Origin of the sequence: Anaerostipes sp. CAG:276, from assembly GCF_000432215.1 — a bacterium.
Taxonomy (GTDB): domain Bacteria; phylum Bacillota; class Clostridia; order Lachnospirales; family Lachnospiraceae; genus Anaerostipes; species Anaerostipes caccae.
Window position 1 is genome coordinate 14,550 of record NZ_FR889182.1, and the last position, 20,363, is coordinate 34,912.

22 protein-coding genes are annotated in these 20,363 nt (G+C 47.0%); 3 read left to right on the forward strand and 19 right to left on the reverse strand.

Annotation, left to right across the window (positions count from 1 at the left end; genetic code table 11):
* Positions 1-80 precede the first annotated feature (80 nt).
* Genes QVP35_RS05705 through QVP35_RS05715 form a run of 3 tightly spaced genes read right to left on the reverse strand, consistent with a single transcriptional unit; the run spans position 81 to position 2,387 of the window.
* The gene (locus tag QVP35_RS05705; RefSeq protein ID WP_009290411.1) at positions 81-890 is read right to left on the reverse strand and encodes an ABC transporter permease subunit; all 810 of its coding nucleotides are present in this window, start codon (positions 888-890) and stop codon (positions 81-83) included.
* On the reverse strand, positions 883-1,773 hold the full coding sequence (locus tag QVP35_RS05710; RefSeq protein ID WP_009290410.1) for an ABC transporter ATP-binding protein: 891 nt from the start codon (positions 1,771-1,773) through the stop codon (positions 883-885). The genes QVP35_RS05705 and QVP35_RS05710 overlap by 8 nt, the downstream gene beginning before the upstream one ends.
* Entirely contained in the window at positions 1,770-2,387 is a 618-nt protein-coding gene (locus QVP35_RS05715) for a TetR/AcrR family transcriptional regulator (RefSeq protein ID WP_009290409.1), read from the reverse strand. The genes QVP35_RS05710 and QVP35_RS05715 overlap by 4 nt, the downstream gene beginning before the upstream one ends.
* A 196-nt stretch (positions 2,388-2,583) precedes the next feature.
* On the opposite strand from QVP35_RS05715, the gene QVP35_RS05720 reads away from it, so the two are divergent.
* A complete protein-coding gene (locus QVP35_RS05720) occupies positions 2,584-4,005 on the forward strand; it encodes a phospholipase D family protein (protein WP_009290408.1) in 1,422 nt (473 codons plus the stop codon).
* 22 nt (positions 4,006-4,027) lie between these two features.
* On the opposite strand, the gene QVP35_RS05725 is transcribed toward QVP35_RS05720, so the two are convergent.
* From QVP35_RS05725 to QVP35_RS05760, 8 genes are all read right to left on the reverse strand, one after another.
* Positions 4,028-4,513, reverse strand: coding sequence for a threonine/serine exporter family protein (locus QVP35_RS05725; RefSeq protein ID WP_022260886.1), 486 nt, complete (start codon positions 4,511-4,513; stop codon positions 4,028-4,030).
* On the reverse strand, positions 4,510-5,268 hold the full coding sequence (locus tag QVP35_RS05730; protein WP_009290406.1) for a threonine/serine exporter family protein: 759 nt from the start codon (positions 5,266-5,268) through the stop codon (positions 4,510-4,512). Before QVP35_RS05730 ends, QVP35_RS05725 begins: the two co-directional genes overlap by 4 nt.
* A 10-nt stretch (positions 5,269-5,278) precedes the next feature.
* Positions 5,279-5,974 carry a selenium cofactor biosynthesis protein YqeC gene (gene yqeC, locus QVP35_RS05735; RefSeq protein WP_009290405.1) on the reverse strand — a complete coding sequence of 232 codons (696 nt, stop codon included), beginning with the start codon at positions 5,972-5,974 and terminating at the stop codon, positions 5,279-5,281.
* 59 nt (positions 5,975-6,033) lie between these two features.
* Positions 6,034-6,798: an ABC transporter permease gene (locus tag QVP35_RS05740; protein ID WP_009290404.1), complete on the reverse strand. Its 765-nt coding sequence runs from the start codon at positions 6,796-6,798 to the stop codon at positions 6,034-6,036.
* Positions 6,795-7,712, reverse strand: coding sequence for an ABC transporter ATP-binding protein (locus QVP35_RS05745; RefSeq protein ID WP_006569020.1), 918 nt, complete (start codon positions 7,710-7,712; stop codon positions 6,795-6,797). Before QVP35_RS05745 ends, QVP35_RS05740 begins: the two co-directional genes overlap by 4 nt.
* Positions 7,709-7,912 carry a PLDc N-terminal domain-containing protein gene (locus tag QVP35_RS05750; protein WP_009290401.1) on the reverse strand — a complete coding sequence of 68 codons (204 nt, stop codon included), beginning with the start codon at positions 7,910-7,912 and terminating at the stop codon, positions 7,709-7,711. Before QVP35_RS05750 ends, QVP35_RS05745 begins: the two co-directional genes overlap by 4 nt.
* Positions 7,913-7,914: 2 nt before the next feature.
* A complete protein-coding gene (locus QVP35_RS05755; RefSeq protein WP_009290400.1) occupies positions 7,915-9,024 on the reverse strand; it encodes a helix-turn-helix domain-containing protein in 1,110 nt (369 codons plus the stop codon).
* Between the two features lie 120 nt (positions 9,025-9,144).
* Entirely contained in the window at positions 9,145-11,100 is a 1,956-nt protein-coding gene (locus QVP35_RS05760) for an FUSC family protein (RefSeq protein ID WP_009290399.1), read from the reverse strand.
* Positions 11,101-11,192: 92 nt separating this feature from the next.
* On the opposite strand from QVP35_RS05760, the gene QVP35_RS05765 reads away from it, so the two are divergent.
* Complete coding sequence (locus tag QVP35_RS05765) at positions 11,193-12,140, forward strand: L-lactate dehydrogenase (protein ID WP_009290398.1); 948 nt, start codon at positions 11,193-11,195, stop codon at positions 12,138-12,140.
* A gap of 135 nt (positions 12,141-12,275) precedes the next feature.
* On the forward strand, positions 12,276-14,126 hold the full coding sequence (locus QVP35_RS05770) for a putative bifunctional diguanylate cyclase/phosphodiesterase (RefSeq protein WP_022260887.1): 1,851 nt from the start codon (positions 12,276-12,278) through the stop codon (positions 14,124-14,126).
* 72 nt (positions 14,127-14,198) lie between these two features.
* On the opposite strand, the gene QVP35_RS05775 is transcribed toward QVP35_RS05770, so the two are convergent.
* The 8 genes from QVP35_RS05775 to hydA all read right to left on the reverse strand — a co-directional run bounded on the left by QVP35_RS05775 (position 14,199) and on the right by hydA (position 20,349).
* The gene (locus tag QVP35_RS05775; protein ID WP_006569026.1) at positions 14,199-14,720 is read right to left on the reverse strand and encodes a nitroreductase; all 522 of its coding nucleotides are present in this window, start codon (positions 14,718-14,720) and stop codon (positions 14,199-14,201) included.
* 21 nt (positions 14,721-14,741) lie between these two features.
* Complete coding sequence (locus tag QVP35_RS05780; RefSeq protein ID WP_009290396.1) at positions 14,742-15,608, reverse strand: DegV family protein; 867 nt, start codon at positions 15,606-15,608, stop codon at positions 14,742-14,744.
* Between the two features lie 83 nt (positions 15,609-15,691).
* Positions 15,692-16,207 (reverse strand): MogA/MoaB family molybdenum cofactor biosynthesis protein, encoded by a 516-nt coding sequence (locus tag QVP35_RS05785; protein WP_009290395.1) that lies wholly within the window; start codon positions 16,205-16,207, stop codon positions 15,692-15,694.
* Positions 16,204-16,632: an MOSC domain-containing protein gene (locus tag QVP35_RS05790; RefSeq protein ID WP_022260889.1), complete on the reverse strand. Its 429-nt coding sequence runs from the start codon at positions 16,630-16,632 to the stop codon at positions 16,204-16,206. Before QVP35_RS05790 ends, QVP35_RS05785 begins: the two co-directional genes overlap by 4 nt.
* On the reverse strand, positions 16,619-17,137 hold the full coding sequence (gene moaC, locus QVP35_RS05795; RefSeq protein WP_006569030.1) for a cyclic pyranopterin monophosphate synthase MoaC: 519 nt from the start codon (positions 17,135-17,137) through the stop codon (positions 16,619-16,621). Before moaC ends, QVP35_RS05790 begins: the two co-directional genes overlap by 14 nt.
* Positions 17,138-17,142: 5 nt before the next feature.
* Entirely contained in the window at positions 17,143-18,162 is a 1,020-nt protein-coding gene (locus QVP35_RS05800; RefSeq protein ID WP_022260890.1) for a molybdopterin-binding protein, read from the reverse strand.
* Positions 18,163-18,166: 4 nt separating this feature from the next.
* The gene (gene yqeB, locus QVP35_RS05805) at positions 18,167-18,985 is read right to left on the reverse strand and encodes a selenium-dependent molybdenum cofactor biosynthesis protein YqeB (protein WP_009290391.1); all 819 of its coding nucleotides are present in this window, start codon (positions 18,983-18,985) and stop codon (positions 18,167-18,169) included.
* The gene (gene hydA, locus QVP35_RS05810) at positions 18,982-20,349 is read right to left on the reverse strand and encodes a dihydropyrimidinase (protein WP_009290390.1); all 1,368 of its coding nucleotides are present in this window, start codon (positions 20,347-20,349) and stop codon (positions 18,982-18,984) included. Before hydA ends, yqeB begins: the two co-directional genes overlap by 4 nt.
* Positions 20,350-20,363: the final 14 nt, after the last annotated feature.

Here is a 20,363-nt window from a genome sequence, read left to right on the forward strand (position 1 = left end):
TCAGTTCCTCTTTTCTAAAATTTGTTTTCTGTCCCCTATTATATCACTGGAATCCTTAAGTGTTAAGGAAATCTCTTTTATCAAAGGGGAAGATCTCTTTTTTGAAACCGGTATTTCCCCAGTTCAAAGAGCAGAATTCCGATCAAAAGCAGAATCCCCGACATGGCAACTGCCCTGCTCTCTCCCTTTAGAAGGGCATCCCCGTCAAATAAAGTAAAGACCGTGGCATATTTCAGATTTTCCAGCTTATCCCCCATATTTGAAAGCATCTGTATCAGATAAAAACCAAGAAAGACACCGACCCCGATGCCTGTGGACCTGCGGGTGTCATTGCAGATACAGGACATAAAGAAGAAAAATCCGCTGATGCATACATGGAGGCAGAGCAGTCCCGCATTTAATCTGAGGAATTCCGCGATTTCCAAGTCTCCCGGAAACATCATCTCAGAGCAGACAATGCCCAGCGCCGTGATATAGAAGATCATCAGGCATACGCTGGCTGTCAGGAAAAATCCCTGTGTGCGGATGACTTTTCTTCTGGAATGTGGCGAGGAGAGAATGGATGCCATAGAACCCCTGTCCACATATCCGGCCACCAGCTTATTGGCCGTAAACAGTTCATATATCATAGGCAGCACGAACATAAAAAAACCGTATAAATAGGTTTTTAAAAAACTCTGGAGGGTCGTCCCAGGATTTGTCATCCCTGCGGCGGACATGAGCCCCGGCATCGCCTTCTCAAACTCTGCCAGCATCTCCCCCAGACCGGGTTCAAACATGGAAACCATGACGCTGATATACATGGAGGCCACGGCTGCGATAATCAGGAACACTTTGCAGTTGGATTTTATTTCCCGTTTCAGGAGCGGCATGACAAATATATTATTCATGAGAATCACCTCCGTAAAAATGCAGGAACAAGTCTTCCAGGCTCTGCTTCTGTTCTGTCAGATTTAAGACCCGGTATTTCCCTAAACATCGGATAAACTCTGAGAGTTCTCCCCTGATGCCGACCGTGACCCGGTTTCCCTTGATCTGCCTTACCCCGTCTGTCTCCCTGGAAACTGCCTCTGCTTCCGCCTTTGAACCCAAAGTAACCGTAAAGATTTTCTGCTTGCTCTTTCCGAGTGTCCCCATGTCTTCCACGGCAACAATCTTTCCTTCTCTGATGATCGCCGTGCGGTCACAGGTCCTCTCCACTTCCTCAAACATATGGGAGGACATAAGGATCGTCGCTCCCCTCTTTTTTTCCTCCAGGATCAGTTCCACAAACTGGTTCTGCATCAGAGGGTCCAGCCCGCTCGTTGGTTCATCCAATATGTAGAGATCCGGAGAATCCATGAATGCACATACGATGCCGATCTTTTGTTTCATTCCCTTGGACATTTTTTTGATCCGGCCTCGCGGGTCCAGAGAAAACATATCCATGAGTTCCTGCATCCTGCCCTGATTCTTCATGCCTTTCAGGTCTGCGGCGAATTTAAGAAACTGCTTTCCCGTCATATCATCCATAAATGCGATCTCTCCCGGCAGATAGCCAAGAGATCTGTGAATATCCTTTGCTTTATGAAAACAGTCCATTCCATTGATCATACAGGTTCCGTGATCCGGAGTGGAAAATCCAAGAAGGTGACGGATCGCCGTAGTCTTTCCAGCACCGTTGGGGCCGAGGAATCCCATCACTTCTCCCTTTTTTACAGAAAATGAGACGTCAAAAATCCCCCTCTGGTTTCCATAATCCTTTGTCAGGTGTTTCATTTCAATCGTATTCATAGATACTCCTTTCGGTAGACGCTTCCCTTTATCCAGTCCATCCAGCGCTCATAATCTTCACAGATCCGGTCCAGTTCAAAATCATTTCTGCCCACCGCCTCCCTTAAATATCCGTCTCCCAGATAGTAAAGCAGCATAAATACGTCCTGCGGATCCACATTTTCTTTAAATTTTGAAAAGTCCACCTCTGGAAACCACCGCGGGAACATCTCCTCTAAAAAGGTCTTGTTTCTCTCTGAAAGCTCCTGCTTCACCGCCTCATTTTCTTCATATCTGGCCTTCAGAAGGAATCCGTGGATATACGGGTTATCCTTCATCAGTGCGGATTTTACACGTATTGACAGTTCAAACAGTTTAAAAAAGTCATGTTCTTCTTTAAAATTCATCTCCTCCATCTGCCGCACGATCAGGCCGATCAGGTGATCATACACATAAAGGTATAATGTTTTTTTATTCTTGAAATAGAAAAACAGCAGTCCTTTTGATATTCCGGCCAGTTCTGCCATCCTGTCCGTGGAGGCATACCTATATTCCTTCTCCGCAAATACCCGGACCGCCGAATAAATGATCTTTCTTTGTTTTTCTTCGGGCAGTTTCAAAAACTTTTCGTTCAAAACAGCCTCCTTCCATTGACTGTTCCGGTTCATGAGTTAGTTTGATTATATGACATTGACTCAAAAAAACAACCCCTGTATGTTCCAAAAATCAAGATCAGACTTCGGCTGTAAAGCTCAACTTTTTGAAATATTGTAAAACCATATCCGGTGCGTTACAATAGATGAAGAATATGCGAAAGAAAAAGGTGAACCTATGGCGAAGACAAAAAGAAAAACAGGCAGACGGATTCTGCTATTCATACTGATGATCCTTCTTTATGAGGCGGCTGGGGCATGCCTGCCCTTTGCATTCCAAAAGACAGTCAGCGATTCCTATAAAAAAACAGTCGATGTACCGGCGTTTTACGGTTCGGGCCCCGGCAGGGAGCGGGCCGGCATCGTCGAGACAAACAAAGGCGCTCTGGACACAAGACTTGCCATGTTCCGGGATGCAAAAAAGAGCATCATCATCTCTACCTTTGATATACGGGAAGGAAAGAGCACTGACGATATATTTGCGGCTCTCATCGATGCCGCCGACCGCGGAGTCAAAGTACAGATTTTAGTAGACGGACTCTACGGAATGCTGCACATGAACGGAAAAACAATATTTCAGGCCGCCGGAAGCCATCCAAACATAGAAATCCGTTTTTACAATGAGCCAAATTTTTTAAAGCCGTGGACAATCAACGGCCGGCTCCATGACAAGTATGTGATTGCGGACGGTTCCCTCCTCCTCATGGGCGGCCGGAACATGTTTGACTATTTTATTGGAGACGACAGCCGGGGAAGCATCGGCTATGACCGGGAAGTCCTTCTTTATTCCAAAAAACCGGAGCAAAAGAACGGAGCGATTCCCCAGGTCCTTTCTTATTTCAAAAAAGTATGGGATTCCTCAGACTGTAAAACAGTTTTAGAAGGAAATCCCCGGAAAGAAAAGACAAAGAGTGAGATCAAATATCTCTCCCGCCGCTATCAGTCCATCAAAAAGAAACTTCCTTTGAAGACGGACTGGATGAAACAGACCGTTCCGGTAAAAAAGGCTTCTTTTGTGACAAACCCGATCCACATCGGCAATAAGGAGCCTTATGTGTGGTATACGATGCAGCAGCTCATGCTGACTGCCAAAAAAGACGTCACGATCCAGACACCATATGCGGTTTTCTCTAAGGATATGTATCAGGGAATGGAGGAACTGACCGGGAAAGTCCCCAACGTAGAAATGCTGATCAACTCCACGGCCGTTGGCGATAACTTCATTGCCTCCTCCGACTATACAAGAAACCGGCCGAAAATCCTGAAAACAGGCCCCAGGGTCTTCGAGTTTTTCGGAGACCACTCCTGCCATGGAAAATCCATCGCCATCGACGACCGGCTGTCAGTGATCGGCTCCTATAATTTTGACATGAGAAGCACCTATCTGGACACTGAGACAATGCTCGTGCTGGACAGCCCCGAATTAAACAGAGAACTCAGAACACACATGGTCAAGTTAAAAGAACAGTCCCTAGAAATAAACAAAAAAGAACAGTATATCCCGAAACAGGGAGTGACCCAAAAAGAACCGGAAGGTTCAAAGAAACTCCTGTTTAAATTCAGTTCCCTGTTCATTCAGCTTTTCAGATACCTGGCATAACGAAAAACGGAAACAATCCTTCTCATTCAGGATTGTTTCCGTTTTTGTTTGTCTGTTTCTCCTTTTTGACCCGGCCCAATACAAGGCCATTGTACAATCGGTATACGGATGATACCATCATAATCCCGCCGGACACTGCCATGGCGATGATCAGAGTCCTCTGCCCATACATGGCAAACAGCCCCCAGTTTTTTGCAACCGCATAATTCATCGTATAGTAAAGCTGGCCTCCCGGCACGAGGGGAATGATTGCCCCGATCAAGAATATAGTAGCCGGACTCTTGGAAAGCCTGGCAAGTACCTCGGCATAAATGGTTGCCGCCATGGATGCGGCCAAATTCGGCAGAAATGTACTCGTAGTCATGGAAGCTAAGACCAAGTAAACCGTCCATGAGACGAAGCCTCCCAGTCCTGCAAAAAATAACTTTTTTCCTCTCATATTAAATAAAATAGAAAATCCGAGAGCTCCAATAAATGAAGAAAGTATTTGGACCGCCTGTGCAATCATAAGACACCTCCCCACAGAACAAGCGCAGTGAAGGAACCTGCCGCAAGAAATACCGCTGTCACCACCACTTCACAAAGCCGTATCATACCGGCCATCACATCTCCCCCTATAATATCCCGGATAGAATTGACAAAAGCCACCCCGGGCACAAGAAGCATTATATTTCCTATGATGATCGTGCCGTAATCTCTGGTAGCCCCCAGATGCGCCAGTATATACGCTATAGTGGCCACCATGAAAGCTGCAGCAAAATCAGAAAACATAATATTGGAATCCAGCTTCTGAAGAAAAGCCATCAGCCGCCAGACCGCCGCTCCGCAGACTGCCCCTATGATCCCTTCCACAAATCCGCCTCCGAAAAAGACTGCAAACGTCCCGGCAATCAGTGATGCGATCAGGCACTGCACCGGCAGGGTGTAAATGTGCTCCTGACGAATGTCTGAAAGCTTTTCCTCCAGATAAGCAATATCCGGCTTCTCCCTGCACACATATCTGGAAAGATCATTTAACCGGTCTAATTTATGAAAATCCGTCTTGTAATATTTAATTCTTTTCGTCTGGGTAAACACATCTCCGTCTTCCGTAGTCACAGTGACCACTATACTGGATGTGATCGTAAACGCCTCAACTTCCCTCGCCCCGTATGCAAGACAGATGCGCTCGATGGTATCTTCCACTCTGGAAACACCGGCTCCGCTTATCAGCATCATTTTTCCGAGATCCATTGCCTGGATCAATACCTGCTTTAAAAACATGTGAACTCCTCTAACGTAAAATGACCGAATATTGGCTGTCAAAACAAATACCTATACGGGCAGCCTGATCCATCCGCTCTTTTGTGTCACATTGGTTCAGCAGGATAAGAAGTTCCGCATCCGGGTATTGTTTTCTGAGCATTATAACATATTCCATACGGATCAGCTTCATAATATCCTCATAATTAAGAAAATCTTCACTAGATTTTTCGAGAATTTTACACGCACGCTCCGGCCGGTGGCACACATCCTTTATGGGGCGGCCGAGAGCACTCATCCCTGCCACGATCAGGATCTGGTCCGTTCCCTCCGGTATGACCGGTTCTGTTTCATTTCTGGCCTTTACCGGCATTTTTTTTGATCCGTCCGCCTCCACTATAGTCACGTCAGCAAAAGAGGAGGCTGCCTGAAAGACTTCTTTTGGCAGCCCCTTCATTTTTTCTCCGTCACGGAGTCCTGCTGTAACGGTCCGGCCCGGCTTCAGTTTCTGTATGATATCATCCGCATCTCCGGAAAGCACAGTCTCCTTTCCCGGCAATTCCATGTGAGTGGTCGTCGTCACCAGCACCTTTTTTCCCATCGCTTCCTGCTCTCTTGCGATCTTGAACACCGACGTCGTCTTTCCCCCTGCTCCCACTATGGAAAGGATGCCGCCCCGGATACCAAAGGCTTCAGACAGCGGCTCCTCTTTTCCTATCCTCTTCATCCTTAGTTTCTCCTAAGTTTTATTTTCTAACCTTCATTCTACAATATGATACCAAATTCTTAAAGCTGTTTTTTTCCAAAGGCAGCGCCCGATAAAACTAAGAGGATCAGCAGCAGCACTCCCGCCGCCAGAAAGTTCCCGGAAAAATCCGAAAGTCTGAGGGTCCCCGTAATCAATCCGTACGGCTCGGATACGAGACGTATCGGATTGAATTCCTGGATTTTCGGTACGATATTCAGCAGAAACATCACAGCGACCATTATTCCGGTAAATAAAAGACTCGAATAACTGCTCTTTGAAATCACACTTCCCAAAAGGTCAGAGGCCAGCAGCAGTACCCCGAACAGCCATACCCCCAGAAGCGCAGCCACCAGATGGTCTATGCCTTCCATTTTCCAGAAATAAACCGTATAGCCATAGGTTACTCCCGTACACACCGCATAGGACGCCGTCCACAAAAGGACTGCCACTGTAAACTTTGAGCAGAGCACCGCAGTCCGGGAAAGCCCCTTGGTGACCATCAAGACTAAAGTTCCTTTTTGAATCTCGCCTGCCATCATTCCGGAAAAGAGAATGGCTAAAACAGCAAGCCCCATCTGAGGCACATTTTTAAAAAACTGCATCCAGGAATCCGCAGCTGAGGGAGACGGAAGATCGATGCTGATGCCTCCGGGCATAAAACTTTTCACGAGCTCCGGGGTAATCTTTGCTATGACAGGGTTCAAAAAGCCAAACATCAGAAATATACATCCGAGGATCAGCAGTTTATAAGTGCAGATACTTTCCAGCAGCTCTTTTTTTGTAAACGCCCAGTACGCCCTCATGATATCACCTCCATAAATAAGTTTTCCAGGGTCGGCTTCTGCACTTCCATCTTCATTGGACATATATTGTGCTCTGTCATGCAGATCATAAGCTCTGTCTCCAAACGGGCCATATCTGATGTGTGAAAAATTAAAACTCCATTCTTTTTCTCAACCTCAAAAACATATCCCTTCTTCTGAAATTCAGATTCCAGCAGATTTTGTCCTTCCGGCGTGCCCGTCTCCAGACAGAGGCTGTCTTTCCTGCGCTGTGCCTTCAGTTCTTCAAGGCTTCCCGAAAGGACCAGTCTGCCGTCTTTGAGCACTGCCGCCCGGTCACAGATTCTCTCCACATCGGACAGCACATGGGTTGAAAATAACACTGTTGTTTTTTCCCTGACTTTTGAAAGGATATCAAGGATCTCCTTTCGTCCCAGAGGGTCCAGGGCAGAAGTCGGCTCATCGCAGATCAGAAGCCTGGGCTCGTTGAGCAGTGCCTGCGCAATGCCCAGACGCTGTTTCATGCCTCTGGAATATCCGCGGATTTTTTTCTTTTCCTCCGAAAGCCCTACCAGCCTGAGAAGCTCTTCGCTTCTTAAACTTATCTCTTTTGAAGTGAGACCTGTGATCTCCCCGCACAGACGCAGATACTGCTCTGCATTCATATAGCCGTAAAATTCAGGCACATCCGGCAGATATCCCACTCTGCGGTTTGTCTTTGTACAGCCGTAGCGCACCGGTTCTCCCAGCACCTTCACTTCCCCTTTGTCAGCCTTTAAAAGTCCAAGGATGATCTTCATCGTCGTCGTCTTTCCGGCTCCGTTCTGGCCTAAAAATCCATATACAGAGTGCTCCGGAACCTGAAAATTTAAGTCTCTTAATACTTGATGGCTCCCAAACTGTTTTGAAAGATGTTGAATCTCCAATACGTTCATGATTCATCCCCTCTTCCAAATACAAAATACACAACCGGCCCTAAAAATTGTATAAACATGACAATTAATATCCAAAATATGCGGTTTCCAAACCGGTAATCCGGATGTCTCAGCACATGTACCAGGGCGGTCACCATCAGCACCAGTTCCAATATGATCACGGGGATCAAAAAAGGCATATATTCCATTAACTCATTCATCGTCATAACCTCCATTCTTTCTGTATGCGTTTTATTATCTCTTCAAACCTGGGATTTCCTGTGAGCGGCTCGAATGCCGGGTGTTTGAACCCGTCTGTCACTGACTGTTTGATCAGTTTTTCTTCCCGCGGCGCCTGGACTCCCAGGCACATTTCATTCAGCCATGGATCGACAAGATCAAAGAAATCATCCCCATGCAGTGTGTACGGCAGCAGATTATTCAGGCAGACTCTCTCATAGTTCTCAAGCATGGCAAGTGCTTTTTCTTCCTTTTTCTGTCCCATATACCCTACTGCTGCCGCAAAATATAACTGTGCCATTGCATTTACATGCAGAAGATCCATTTCAAATACCTCTGCGATCTGACAGCCTCTTTGGACAAGCATTTCAAACTTTTCTTCATCTTTTTCATACAGAGTCAGCTCCTGTATCATAAATGACATCACGCCCACCAGATTCTGATACAGACTGATCTGGACTGTCTCTTTGGCCTTTACCTCATTTCCCAGCATGCGGTACGCTTCCGACAAGATACCCTCATCAAAATAATTTGCCCTGACTTCCTCGTCCAGTAGTTCCAGCGCCTTTTCAGGATGTCCCTCCAGCAGTTCCATTCTGGCTTCCAGAGAGTTTGCCTGAGAGGAGAGAAGGACATCACCGCTTTCTTCCTTCACTCTCCGGCAGAGATCCGCCGCTGTTTTCATTACGTCTTTCTGTTCTTCCGGCTTCTTCAGCAGGACAAAATGGTTCATGTACAGAATGATCATCTGCATAATAAGAGGGAAACAGGAATAATACTTCTTCAAGATCCCGTCGCATTCTTCAAATACTTCTTTTGCCGGCTTTTGACTGAAATCCTTTGCCAGCCTTAAATAAAGCTTCCTTATGTCTTCCTTTGTCATCTGCGGCTTATATCCTATGAGTTCATCGACACTCATATTGAAATAGGCCGCCAGCTGGGGCAGAAATGTAATATCCGGGTAGCTCTGCCCGGTCTCCCACTTAGATACCGAAGCTTTAGAGACACCGATATAGGCTGCCAGCTGATCCTGGGTTATTCCCTTTTCTTTTCTCTTTTTCACCAAAATATTTGACAGATTTAACTCCTTCATATTCATCACCTCAAATTCATTATAACCGTATACAGAAATACTACAATGGATTAGAAGTTGATTTTAGTTGATAAAATCAACCAAAAAGAAACAAGGCTGCGGTACAGCATTCCGCAGCCTTTATTTACACCGGAAAATCTCGTTCAGTTCCCTGACGGTCCCCAGGCAGTTCATGGCAAGAGTATTAAAATACAGTTCTTCGTCCAGACATCCATATACCCTGTCCTCTTCCAGGATCATGGAACCTGTCAGTTCATTTTTTGTGTAACTTTTTCTAATTCTTTTCAGTGCCCGTTCAATGTTTCCAAGCAGTTCTTCCAACATCATGTTATTCTTCGGAGTCATCTGTCTTCTGCGCATATAGGAACCGATCTGTTCCATCTCCGAAACCAGCTGGGCATTGACCGGCAGGAGCTGGCGGAAAAATTTCTTCTCTTCCGGATTTAAATGCTTTTCTGTGTAATCCTCAATCTCCTTTGAAGCCATCTGAAACTGCACAAGCAGCTCCCTCATCATGTTCAGGTCACTGTCTTTTCCCTTTCGTACTTCTCCCATTATTTTTTCATCGATATCCAGCAGGCTGTTTACACTTTTTAAAAATTCAGACTCAGCGGTGATCGGAAGGAGAAATTTATTTGCAAGAAGTACGGTCACAGCCGCAGCCCCCACATACAGAATCCTGAGTTCCATGGCTTCTCCCCTGGGCATGCTCAGTGTAGTAAGCGCCATTCCGTAGCAGGTGCTGTACATAGGCATCGTCCATGAGGTGACCGGTACATAATACATAAGGCAGGTCATGACGGCAATGACAGCGATATGTCCGCCGAGGCTTTTAAATAGTTCGGTCAGCACAAAGGTCACACCCAGCCCCGCGATGGTCCCGAGAATACGGTTGTTGATCTTCATCATGCTTTCCTCCGAATACGGCATCAGCATGAGAAAAGAACTCATCGGATACCAGTAGCCATGTTCCAGATTCGTCAGTCTGCAGACTGTAAAAGAGATGCAAAGGACGATAGAGAGTCTAAGCGCAAATCTCATATGAAACTGATCCAGCCTGAGATGGGACCTCATGCTTTTTACTCTATGAGAAACGTCCGGAATCTTCCACTCTTTCTCCTTCCGATTCATTTTTATCTCGGTGATTTTTGAGAGCGCAAAACACAACAGTTCCAAGATCCCGTTCATTCCCTCTCCGGCCCTTCTGGATGTCAGATTTTCCGTCCTGCTGAAGCTTTTGATTTTTTCTATGAGCTCACCGTTATCTGACTGGTTCATCTTCTGCTCCACGCTGAAAAATATACCGGAAAGCTTTCTGAAATATTCCCGGTTTTCTGAATCTCTGATGTCATCCTCTCCGATTATTTCATCCAGAAGGTACTGGAAACGCTGGAAAATAAGCATAAAATAATAATTCACCGTGCCGTATCCGTTGGACAGATATGTATAATTGCGGCTGGAGTAAATCACCTGATTCATATGATACATCATCCGGATCAGCTCCTCTTTATCTCTCGAATCCTTCTCCCCATCTGAAAGCCTGGCAAGCTGCACCGCCAGATTATTCATTCCTTTTCTCACAGTTCCATAATGCCTTTTCTTCTTGATGATTCTGGAATGCAGATACAAAAAGGCTGTGAGAACGGCAAAGGCATAAAAAAAAGCACATAAGCGCGCAGGCATTGCCTGTGCCGGGATCGGGCGCAGCTGAAGAAACACAAATTCCATTCCGTACAAAAAATACGCTTTGGGATTAAATTTATCTGTCAGAAGAAATACTAGAAAGAACGGTACCAGCAGATTCAGGAAAAAGCATAGGATCAGATTTAGGGATGCCGCGTACGATGCCCCGCACACGATGAGCATGATCCCGTAGCAGTGCAGCAGGTCCTGTAAGGAAAAATCTTTCTGGCTCTTTGTCCGAAATAAAAGGGTCAGAAAGGATACCATGATTACCTGGCCGATTCCAAACAGAAGAAATATCGAAAAAAACATAAATAAGGACACAAAAATAACAGGGAATGCCGCCGCCCATTTTCTCCTGGCCGTGTGCATCCTGTTCTGCCAATGTTTCATATGATCATCTCCCCTGTCCCCTGCGTTGACTTTTAAAATTGAAAGTGCTACGATTTTATCACATGAAAGCAATACTGTAAAGGAGACAGACTATGGGATTGAAACTTAGAAAGATCGTTATCATCGGAGCGGGGCACGTGGGAACTATGTGCGGGCTCAGCCTCATGTACCGGGGTGAAGTGGATGACCTGGTTTACATAGATATTGACAGAGAAAAGGCTTACAGCCAGGCGCTGGACCTTGACGATGCGGTTTCTTTGCTCCCGCATCAGATCACCGTCCGGACAGGAGACTATGGGGATGTGGAGGATGCGGATGTCATCGTTATGGCCGCCGGTGTTTCAAGGCTCCCGGGCCAGACCCGTCTGGATATGCTGGATGACTCTATCCGCATCATGAAAGAGGTCGCCTCTCATATGCAGGGCCTGCATATACCGGGAATCCTGATCAGCATTTCCAATCCGGCCGACATCGTGGCGGATTATCTGAGAAAACAGCTGGACCTTCCGAAAAACCGCTGTTTCAGCACCGGAACTTCTCTGGATTCGTGCAGGTTAAGAAGAATTCTTTCCCAGAAGATGCACCTGGACCGCAGTTCTATCCAGGCCTTTGTCATGGGCGAACACGGTGATTCACAGATGATACCTTTTTCTGCGGTCCATATTTCCGGCAAACCGCTGCTTCAGTGGATGAAAGATGATACGGTACGGTATGGAAAACTGGATCTTGTACAGATCGAAGAGGAGACTGCCAATGCGGGACATGAGGTGATCGAGGGAAAAGGCAGCACAGAATTCGGTATCGGCATCGCTCTGTCAGAGATTGTCCGCTCTATCTTCCATGATTCAAAAAAAGTCCTTCCGGTCTCTCCTCTCCTTGAAGGAGAATATGGACAATACGGCATTCATGCGGGAGTTCCATGTATTATCGGAAAAGACGGAATTGAACAGGTTATAGAGATATCCCTGACTGATAAGGAGAAAGAAAAATTTGAGAATTCCTGCGGTGTGATTCGGGAGTATATCAGCCATATATCGTAGTATACCGATCTTCCTGTTTCTTTTAATAATCATAGACAACAGAAGGACTTTTCCGGTATAATGATAAGAAGATAAAAAGGGATGTCCTGGGAAATATCACAGACAAAGCATTGGCTAATGAAGAGGGGAGACTTCATGAAACGTTGGAATAGAGTGTTAATACCAGTCTTTTTCTTGCTGATGATTTTTGCAAGTCTTTTTTCTGTGCGCTCTATTGTAAATATGCAGGGCTACGGCAAACTGATCAACTATCTCGGAATCGTGCGCGGATGCGGACAGAGGATCGTCAAACTGGAGTCCAACCGGCAGTCTAAAGATTACCTGATCGATTATGTGGACGACATCTTAACGGAGCTTTCCACCGGTGAAGGAAAATACGGCCTGACACCTCTCGAAGATCCTACATATAAGAAAAGTCTGAAAAAGCTCTCCAAAGAATGGGACGAGATAAAAAAAGAAATAGACATGGTCCGGGACGGAGCCGATTCGAAAAGACTGCTCGCTCTGAGTGAAAATTTTTTTGCAACCGCCAACGACACTGTATTTATTGCGGATAACTATTCAAATGGACAAATTAAAAATTTTACGCGGCTGAGTATCGCCCTCTCTGCCGTGGCGATTTTTACATGGGTCTGCATCCTTCTCATCTATTTCAGAAGACTGCTTCATCTGGAGCGCAGGAACACAAACCTGGAATCTATCGCCTATCAGGATACGCTTACGAAAGCCTCAAATCTTGAAAAGTTCCGGCTGGATTCCAAGCATCTCCTGGCTTCCAACCCTCTGTGTGATTATGCATTTTTCCATCTGGATTTTCAGAATTTCAAATACTGCAATGATATTTTTGGTTATGATTTCGGCGACCTTCTATTAAAACAGTATGCCGTATTCCTGTCGGAAGATATGACAGAAGGTGAGACATTCGCCCGCATCTCCGGAGATAAATTCGTCGTTTTAAGGAAGTATGAATACCGGGAAGAGCTCATCGCACGCCAAAAAGCCGTGGACAGCCGTATCCGTGCTTTCGCCATGGACTCCAAAGAACATTACAGCCTTACCATCTACGGCGGTATATGCTGTGTCAAAGATGTGCCTTCTGCCATAGAGATCGATTCCATCCTGGACCGTGCCAATTTTGCCCAGAAGACGGTAAAAGGCCAGGAAGAACGCCATTACGCCTTTTACACCGACAGCATCCGGGAACAGATGGTGGCGGAGATCAACATTCAGAGCCGGTTCAGCGATGCGTTAAAAAACAAGGAGTTTATCGTTTACTATCAGCCGAAAGTAAACCTTTCAGCTGACTCTTTTGATTCAGCTGAAGCCCTGGTGCGCTGGCAGGATAAGAGCGGACGGGTGATTTCTCCTGCCTCCTTTATTCCGGTGCTTGAAAAGAATTTTCTGATCAGCACACTGGACCAGTATGTGTTCCGGGAAGTATGTATTCTGATGCAAAACCGGCTGAAATCCGGCCTCCCCGTCATCCCGGTCTCTGTGAATGTTTCTAAGATCCAGTTTTATAATCCGGATTTTGTACGAATTTATTCTTCCATTAAAGAAGAATATCAGATCCCTGACGGTCTGCTGGAGATCGAGTTCACGGAATCAGCGTGTTTCGAGAACACAGAATATTTCCTGGAGATCATCGCGAAGCTTCACGAACACGGATTTCTCTGTGCCATGGATGACTTCGGAAAAGGCTACTCTTCTCTCAGCATGCTGAAGGACATCCCGATCGATGTATTGAAACTGGACTCCCTGTTTTTTGTCAGCAGCCCGGATTCCAAAAAAGATTTAACCGTCATCCGGGGAATTATTTCGATGGTAAAGGAATTACAAATAAGGACCGTAGCAGAGGGAATCGAACATAAAGAGCAGGTAGATTTTCTAAAAAATATCGGCTGCGACACGATTCAGGGTTACTATTTCTATAAGCCTATGCCGGAAGATGATTTTACCGCCCTCTTAAACGGGATAGGAAAATAATAGAACAAAAAAGACGCTTTCTGATGCCTACTATAAAACGGGCCGTCAAAAAGCGTCTTTTTTGTTTTATGTTCAAACTCTGTAAATGTAATGTTCCTTCCGGGGTTTTGCCTTCGGTGTCTCTCCGTCCTGGTATCCCAGAATGCAGTGGCCGATGCCGGCATAATCTCCTTCAATTCCCCATTGTCTCAGGAGTTCCCTGCCTTCTTCGCTCTCAAACTCCTGCTTCGCCCGGTGAATCCAGCAGGAACCGATTCCCAGCGCGTGTGCAGCGTTCATCAGATTTCCCATCACGAGACTGCCGTCTTCCACATATGTGGGCCGGTTTTTGTCTGCCAAAACAACGATCACCGTCGGAGCTCCGTAAAAAGGATCGATTGATTCATTTCCCAGGAATTTCGCATTCATCTTCGACAATTTTGAAATCGTTTCTTTGTCCTGTATGACCGCCATGACCGGTGACTGCATTCCCATGCCGGTGGGTGCGTTCATCCCAGCCCTCAGAATCTCCTGAAGGTCCTCCTCCTCGATTTGTCTGTCCTGATACTTTTTTATGCTTCTTCTTTCCTTTAAATCTTTGACTGTATCTTTCATTTCATACCTCCTGTTTCATATTTATACAAGAGTTTTTGTCCATGCGATTGCCAATGCTCCGTAGCCTATGTGACAGGCGATGCTCAGAGAGAGCGGGTCCATCTCAAAGTGATGTCCCGGAAAACGTCCTTTGATCTCTTCTGCCCAGAGAGCGGCTTCTTCCCTGCTTCCCGTATAGGCGGCCTGAATATTGACATCTTCTTTTTCCACAGACGGGCCAAACATTTCGTTCAGTTCCTTATCTACAGCCTCCAGCATTTTTTTCTTGGCAAGCTTCATCCCTCTTGCCTTCGTAAATGCATCCAGCTTTTCTCCCTTAATCTGAAGCACCGGCTTGATATTCAAAACAGAGCCGATGGCTGCAGCTGCGGGGGTAATCCTTCCCCCCTGCTTTAAATATTTTAATGTATCTACGGTTATAAAAATAGATGACTCCATCTTATGTTCTTCCAGTATGCTCTTTATCTCGGCCGCACCCATGCCCTGCTCTGCCATCTTTTTGGCTTCCAGCACGGACTGCTTCTGGGTGACAGAAATCCTCTGGTTATTCACTACCTGGACTTTGCCGTCAAAGTCCTCTGCCAGCATGTGAGCCGTCTCACAGGAACTGCTCAGGCCGCTGGACATAGGGATATGGACGATCTCATCATATTCTTTCAGCACCTTGTTCCACAAATCCATCACATCTCCCGGAGCAGGCTGAGATGTCTTGATATCCACGCCCTCCCCAAGTCTCTTATAAAATTCTTCCTGAGTCAGGGTAATATCCTCAAAATACAGCTTCTCATCAATATAGAACGGCATAGGCAGCACGTAGATCCCATACTCCCCTGCCTGATTCTGTGTGATTCCGCTGTTGCTATCTGTAATTACTGCAACTTTTCCCATAACGAATCCTTTCATGATTTTTAGGAACTATTGATAATCCCGTCCTTTTATCATAACAAATGTTAGGGTATACAGTCAAATATCTATTTCCCCGGATGTCCGCATTCCGATTCTTTTCCGCACAGGATACCCAGTCCGTGGGAAAGTGTGGGAAGGATACATTCCAGATTTTCTTTGACTGCTTTTGGGCTGCCCGGAAGATTTATGATCAGCGTGCGCTTCCTTATGACAGAAACTCCCCGGCTTAACATTGCCCTCTTTGTAATCTTTAACGATTCCAGGCGCATGGCTTCGCTGATCCCCGGAGCAAGACGCTCCGCCGCCTCAAGTGTGGCTTCCGGCGTCAGGTCCCGCTCTGAAAATCCGGTGCCTCCCGTGGTCAGGATCAGATCCGCCGTGTACTGGTCACAAATCTCTATGAGTCTTCCTTTCAGCGGTTCTATCCCATCCGGAAGGATTTCAGCCGAAACCACTTCATAGCCCTGCTCCTCTGTGATCCTTCGAATCAGCGGACCGCTTTCATCCCGGCGCTCACCTGCTGCTCCTTTATCACTCAGCGTGATGACTGCGATTCTGTATGCCATATTTCTTCTCCTCATGCTCTTATGATCTCATCATTTGCCCGGAGGGTCCCTCCGCGGACCACTCTCAGAAAGATGCCCTCTGTGGGCATAATGCATTTTCCGACCCTTTTGTAAATCTCGCAGTGGCTGTGGCACTCCTTTCCCCTCTGGGTCACTTCCAGAATCACCTCACCTGCCAGGAGACGATCGCCCACAGCAAGACCGTCCACATCGATTCCGGATACGATAAGGTTTTCCCCAAAGTCTCCGTCCTCCACCTTTCCTCCCTGCTCGTTGAACTCTTTTATTTTCTCATATCCGAGAATACTGACCTGCCGGTGCCATTTTCCGGCGTGGGCATCCCCCCGGATTCCAAACTCCTCAACGAGAAGTGCTTCTTCTACCGGACGTTTTACAGTCCCCTTTTTTTCACTGATACAGATTGCCTCAATCTTTCCCACTGCTGTCCTCCGTTTCTGGCATATTATCCGAAACATAGCGGAACGGTCCGCTTTTTCCTCCGGACTTCTCAAGAAGGTGAATGTCTCCCATAGACATGGACTTGCTGACTGCCTTACACATGTCATATATGGTCAGAAGTGCGATCTGCACCCCTGTGAGCGCTTCCATCTCCACTCCGGTCTTTCCCGTTGTCTTCACCGTACAGACGGCCCTGATCGAATAATCTTCTTCCCGCATCTCAAAGTTCACGCTGCATTTATGGATCAGCAGTACATGACACATAGGAATCAGACTGCTGGTCTGTTTTGCCCCCATAATGCCTGCGATCCTGGCCACCGAAAGTACATCGCCTTTTTCTACCTGCTTCGTCTTGATCTTTTGATAGACCTCTTTTCCGACAAAGATTCTGCCCTGTGCAGCCGCTTCTCTTTTTGTATTTTCTTTGTCTGACACGTCCACCATGACGGCGTTGCCGTTCGTGTCAAAATGTGAAAAATCGTTCATCTCTCCTACCTTCCAAATCCGCAGTCCGGATAAGTGCACGGATCACACTGCATGCAAAATCCTCCATGCGCCATTTTTATAAAATCTTCTCTTGTAAGCTTTTCCCCGGCCAAAAGTCTCGGCACCGCCAGATCAAACACCGTGCGCTTCGAGTACATGACACAGCCCGGCAGTCCAACAACCGGAATTCCTTTTACATAGGAAAGCATAAACATAGCTCCCGGAAGCACAGGGCTTCCGTAAGTGACCGCCTCGCCGCCGCAGTCTCTGATAGCAGAGGGCGTCACGTCGTCCGGGTCCACACTCATGCCGCCGGAAACCTGGACCATATCCGCACCCTGTCCGATAAAATCAAGGATTGCATTTGTGATTTCTTCTTTCTCATCTCCCGGAAACACCTGACCGATGATCTCTCCGTCCAGTTCTTCTGCTTTTCTTTTAAGCACCGGACCAAACTTATCCTCAATACGCCCGTCAGCGATCTCTGAACCGGTGGTCACGATTCCGATTTTTGTATGACGAAACGGCAGGACTTCGATCAGCGGGCCTTTCTCTTCACAGAGTTTCTCAAACTGTAAAAGCATGTCTTCCTCTGTCACGAGAGGAATCACTCTTGTGCCTGCCAGAACCTTTCCCTCTTCCACTGTCTTTCCGGAGTGGATGGTGGAAAAGCACACATCTTTTAAGCCGTTTAACTCGTACAGAAGATCGATATTGATTCTTAAGACACCCCGGCAGGATGCCCTGAGCTCAATTTTCCCTTCTTTCGGTTCTCCGTAAGAGATATTTGCTCCGGCGGCGGCTTTTACCATCCGCTGCGCCGCATCATCCTCGTGGACATATCCTTTTTCCAGGTCCCAGACATAGAGATAACGCTTGCCGATATCCAGCAGCTTTTCGATATCCTCTTCCTTCACTACATGCCCCTTCTTAAACGCCCGTCCTTTAAACTTGCCCGGCACGATTTCTGTCATATCATGACAGAGCACCATGCCCACAGCATCCTGAACCCGTACTTTCTTCATCGTCTCACCTTCTTCGCTGTCCTTTCTCACCGGCACATATAAGCTGAAGCACACTGCCGGCGATGCACCTTGCCTTATCTGAAATCGTAAAACAGTTATCTCTTTCTCCGATCCTGGGATCAATATCCGCGATCTTAAATCCTTTTTTCACCGGGTAGCCGTCCCGGATGATTCCCCGGACGATCCCGTCAAGAGATGCGAATACAGACACCTCTGTGCCGCCGTCTTCTCTGATCACGGCAATGACATCGTCCTTTTTTACCTGTGCGGCAATCCCGGTCCGCCCGTACAGGATTCCTTCTGCCGGAGCGTGAATAACTCTTTCTTTCCCGTATCCCATAATCCTGCCGGGAACGCCTGTGTCAGCCATGGCAGGACCTTCTTCGATGACCCTTCCGAGGTTATGGCCCCGCATCGTCTCGATCACATAATCCACATCTTTGCCTGCGCTAAATCCCGGTCCCAATCCAATGGTCAGCTTTGCCATATCCCTTCTGGTCCCAAGGTTTCTTTTTGCAAGAATAGCATCCACCACCACATCGGGTTTTATCTCTCTGATAGAATCCCCCTCCGAATCAACAAGCACCACAGGTCTTGACGGATTAACCATGTCCATGGCTTCCTCCAGAGAATCTGCATGCACAGCGGTCAGGCCCTCCACAGATGCAGTTTTTTCATATACGGCTTCACAGAATGCCACCTGCCTGCGGATAGCAGACGGATGTTCTGTCTCTAAGACAAGGACCGGATATCCTGCCCTGCTCAGCTGATAAATGGTCCCGGTGGCAATGTCCCCGCCGCCTCTTACAACGATTGGCTTCATAACATATGAGGTCCTCTCTTTATAAATTTTCCTTGTTTTTCTTTCACAACTTTTCCTCCATCGGTCACAAGGCAGCCTCGCAGGAAAACTTTATCGATGGTTCCCTTTATTTTTATCCCCTCAAACGGGGCATAATCCACATTCTGTTCCTGTGTCCGGGCAGTGATGATATCTTCACCCTCTGGATCAAGCACAGCGATATCCGCATCGCTTCCTTCGATGATACAGCCTTTCTCTGGATAAAGTCCGTAAAGCTTCGCAGGGTTCTCTGACAGCACCCGGCACATCTGCTGGGGTGTCAGCCTGCCTGAGCCCACTCCATAAGTATAAAGTAAAACGGCTCTGGTTTCCACCCCCGGCATCCCATTTGGAATTCTGGTAAAATCATCCTTTCCCATATTCTTCTGTTCCACCGTAAAACTGCAGTGATCCGTGGACACTGTCTGAATTTTTCCCGTCCTCAGTCCTTCCCAGAGTACTTCCTGGTGTTCCTTCTTCCTTAAAGGCGGGGAACAGACATAATTTCTTCCATCTTCTCTGCGCTCATAAAAAGACTCATCCAGCAGCAGATACTGGGGGCAGGTCTCCGCAAACACCGTCTGTCCGCTGTTTCTCGCCCTCTCGATGACATCGAGCGCCTCCCTGCATGTGAGATGGACGACGATCACCGGAATATCCACCTCTTTTGCGATTGCCAGCAGCCGGTTGACTGCCTCCGCTTCCGCCCCGTCAGGCCTTACCCTCGGATGGGCATCGGCTCCCAAATCCCCTCTCTTTTTCGCCTCTTCTGTCAGCGCATCGATCATTCCTGCGTTTTCACAGTGGACGCCTGTAATGCCGCCGATCTCTTTCATTTTCCTGAGCGCCATAAAAATATCATGGTCATTTAGGATCATGTCCTGGTACGTCATATAAAGTTTAAACGATGTGATCCCTTCTTCCATCATATGCTCCATAGACTCAGCCGTCTGCTCATTCCAGTCGGAAATTGCCATGTGGAAGGAATAATCACAGGAACTTCTGCCGTCCGCCCGCATATGCCAGTTTTCGAGTGCCTTCTCCAGCGTTTCGCCTTTATACTGGGTGGCAAAATCAATGACCGTCGTAGTGCCTCCCTTTATGGCCGCCCTGGTCCCTGTGTCAAAATTATCTGCCGTCACTGTCCCTGCGACTTCCAGCTGAAAATGGGTGTGAGCGTCAATGAAACCGGGAAACAAAAGTTTCCCGGTCACATCGATAACAACGGCCTCCGGATCATTAAGATCCGGTCCTGTCTTTGCTATTTTCTCATTTTCAATCAGAACGTCGGCTTTCTTCATCTGGTCTCCGGACACAAATGTCCCGTTTTTCAATAAGTATTTCATCGAAAACCGCCTCC

Excerpts from the sequence above, each read along its gene's own strand:
- QVP35_RS05705 (WP_009290411.1), bottom strand. The coding sequence starts at position 890 with ATGAATAATATATTTGTCATGCCGCTCCTGAAACGGGAAATAAAATCC.
- QVP35_RS05710 (WP_009290410.1), bottom strand. The coding sequence starts at position 1,773 with ATGAATACGATTGAAATGAAACACCTGACAAAGGATTATGGAAACCAG.
- QVP35_RS05720 (WP_009290408.1), top strand. The coding sequence starts at position 2,584 with ATGGCGAAGACAAAAAGAAAAACAGGCAGACGGATTCTGCTATTCATA.
- QVP35_RS05725 (WP_022260886.1), bottom strand. The coding sequence starts at position 4,513 with ATGATTGCACAGGCGGTCCAAATACTTTCTTCATTTATTGGAGCTCTC.
- QVP35_RS05730 (WP_009290406.1), bottom strand. The coding sequence starts at position 5,268 with ATGTTTTTAAAGCAGGTATTGATCCAGGCAATGGATCTCGGAAAAATG.
- yqeC (WP_009290405.1), bottom strand. The coding sequence starts at position 5,974 with ATGAAGAGGATAGGAAAAGAGGAGCCGCTGTCTGAAGCCTTTGGTATC.
- QVP35_RS05740 (WP_009290404.1), bottom strand. The coding sequence starts at position 6,798 with ATGAGGGCGTACTGGGCGTTTACAAAAAAAGAGCTGCTGGAAAGTATC.
- QVP35_RS05745 (WP_006569020.1), bottom strand. The coding sequence starts at position 7,712 with ATGAACGTATTGGAGATTCAACATCTTTCAAAACAGTTTGGGAGCCAT.
- QVP35_RS05750 (WP_009290401.1), bottom strand. The coding sequence starts at position 7,912 with ATGAATGAGTTAATGGAATATATGCCTTTTTTGATCCCCGTGATCATA.
- QVP35_RS05755 (WP_009290400.1), bottom strand. The coding sequence starts at position 9,024 with ATGAAGGAGTTAAATCTGTCAAATATTTTGGTGAAAAAGAGAAAAGAA.
- QVP35_RS05760 (WP_009290399.1), bottom strand. The coding sequence starts at position 11,100 with ATGAAACATTGGCAGAACAGGATGCACACGGCCAGGAGAAAATGGGCG.
- QVP35_RS05765 (WP_009290398.1), top strand. The coding sequence starts at position 11,193 with ATGGGATTGAAACTTAGAAAGATCGTTATCATCGGAGCGGGGCACGTG.
- QVP35_RS05770 (WP_022260887.1), top strand. The coding sequence starts at position 12,276 with ATGAAACGTTGGAATAGAGTGTTAATACCAGTCTTTTTCTTGCTGATG.
- QVP35_RS05775 (WP_006569026.1), bottom strand. The coding sequence starts at position 14,720 with ATGAAAGATACAGTCAAAGATTTAAAGGAAAGAAGAAGCATAAAAAAG.
- QVP35_RS05780 (WP_009290396.1), bottom strand. The coding sequence starts at position 15,608 with ATGGGAAAAGTTGCAGTAATTACAGATAGCAACAGCGGAATCACACAG.
- QVP35_RS05785 (WP_009290395.1), bottom strand. The coding sequence starts at position 16,207 with ATGAGGAGAAGAAATATGGCATACAGAATCGCAGTCATCACGCTGAGT.
- moaC (WP_006569030.1), bottom strand. The coding sequence starts at position 17,137 with ATGAACGATTTTTCACATTTTGACACGAACGGCAACGCCGTCATGGTG.
- QVP35_RS05800 (WP_022260890.1), bottom strand. The coding sequence starts at position 18,162 with ATGAAGAAAGTACGGGTTCAGGATGCTGTGGGCATGGTGCTCTGTCAT.
- yqeB (WP_009290391.1), bottom strand. The coding sequence starts at position 18,985 with ATGAAGCCAATCGTTGTAAGAGGCGGCGGGGACATTGCCACCGGGACC.
- hydA (WP_009290390.1), bottom strand. The coding sequence starts at position 20,349 with ATGAAATACTTATTGAAAAACGGGACATTTGTGTCCGGAGACCAGATG.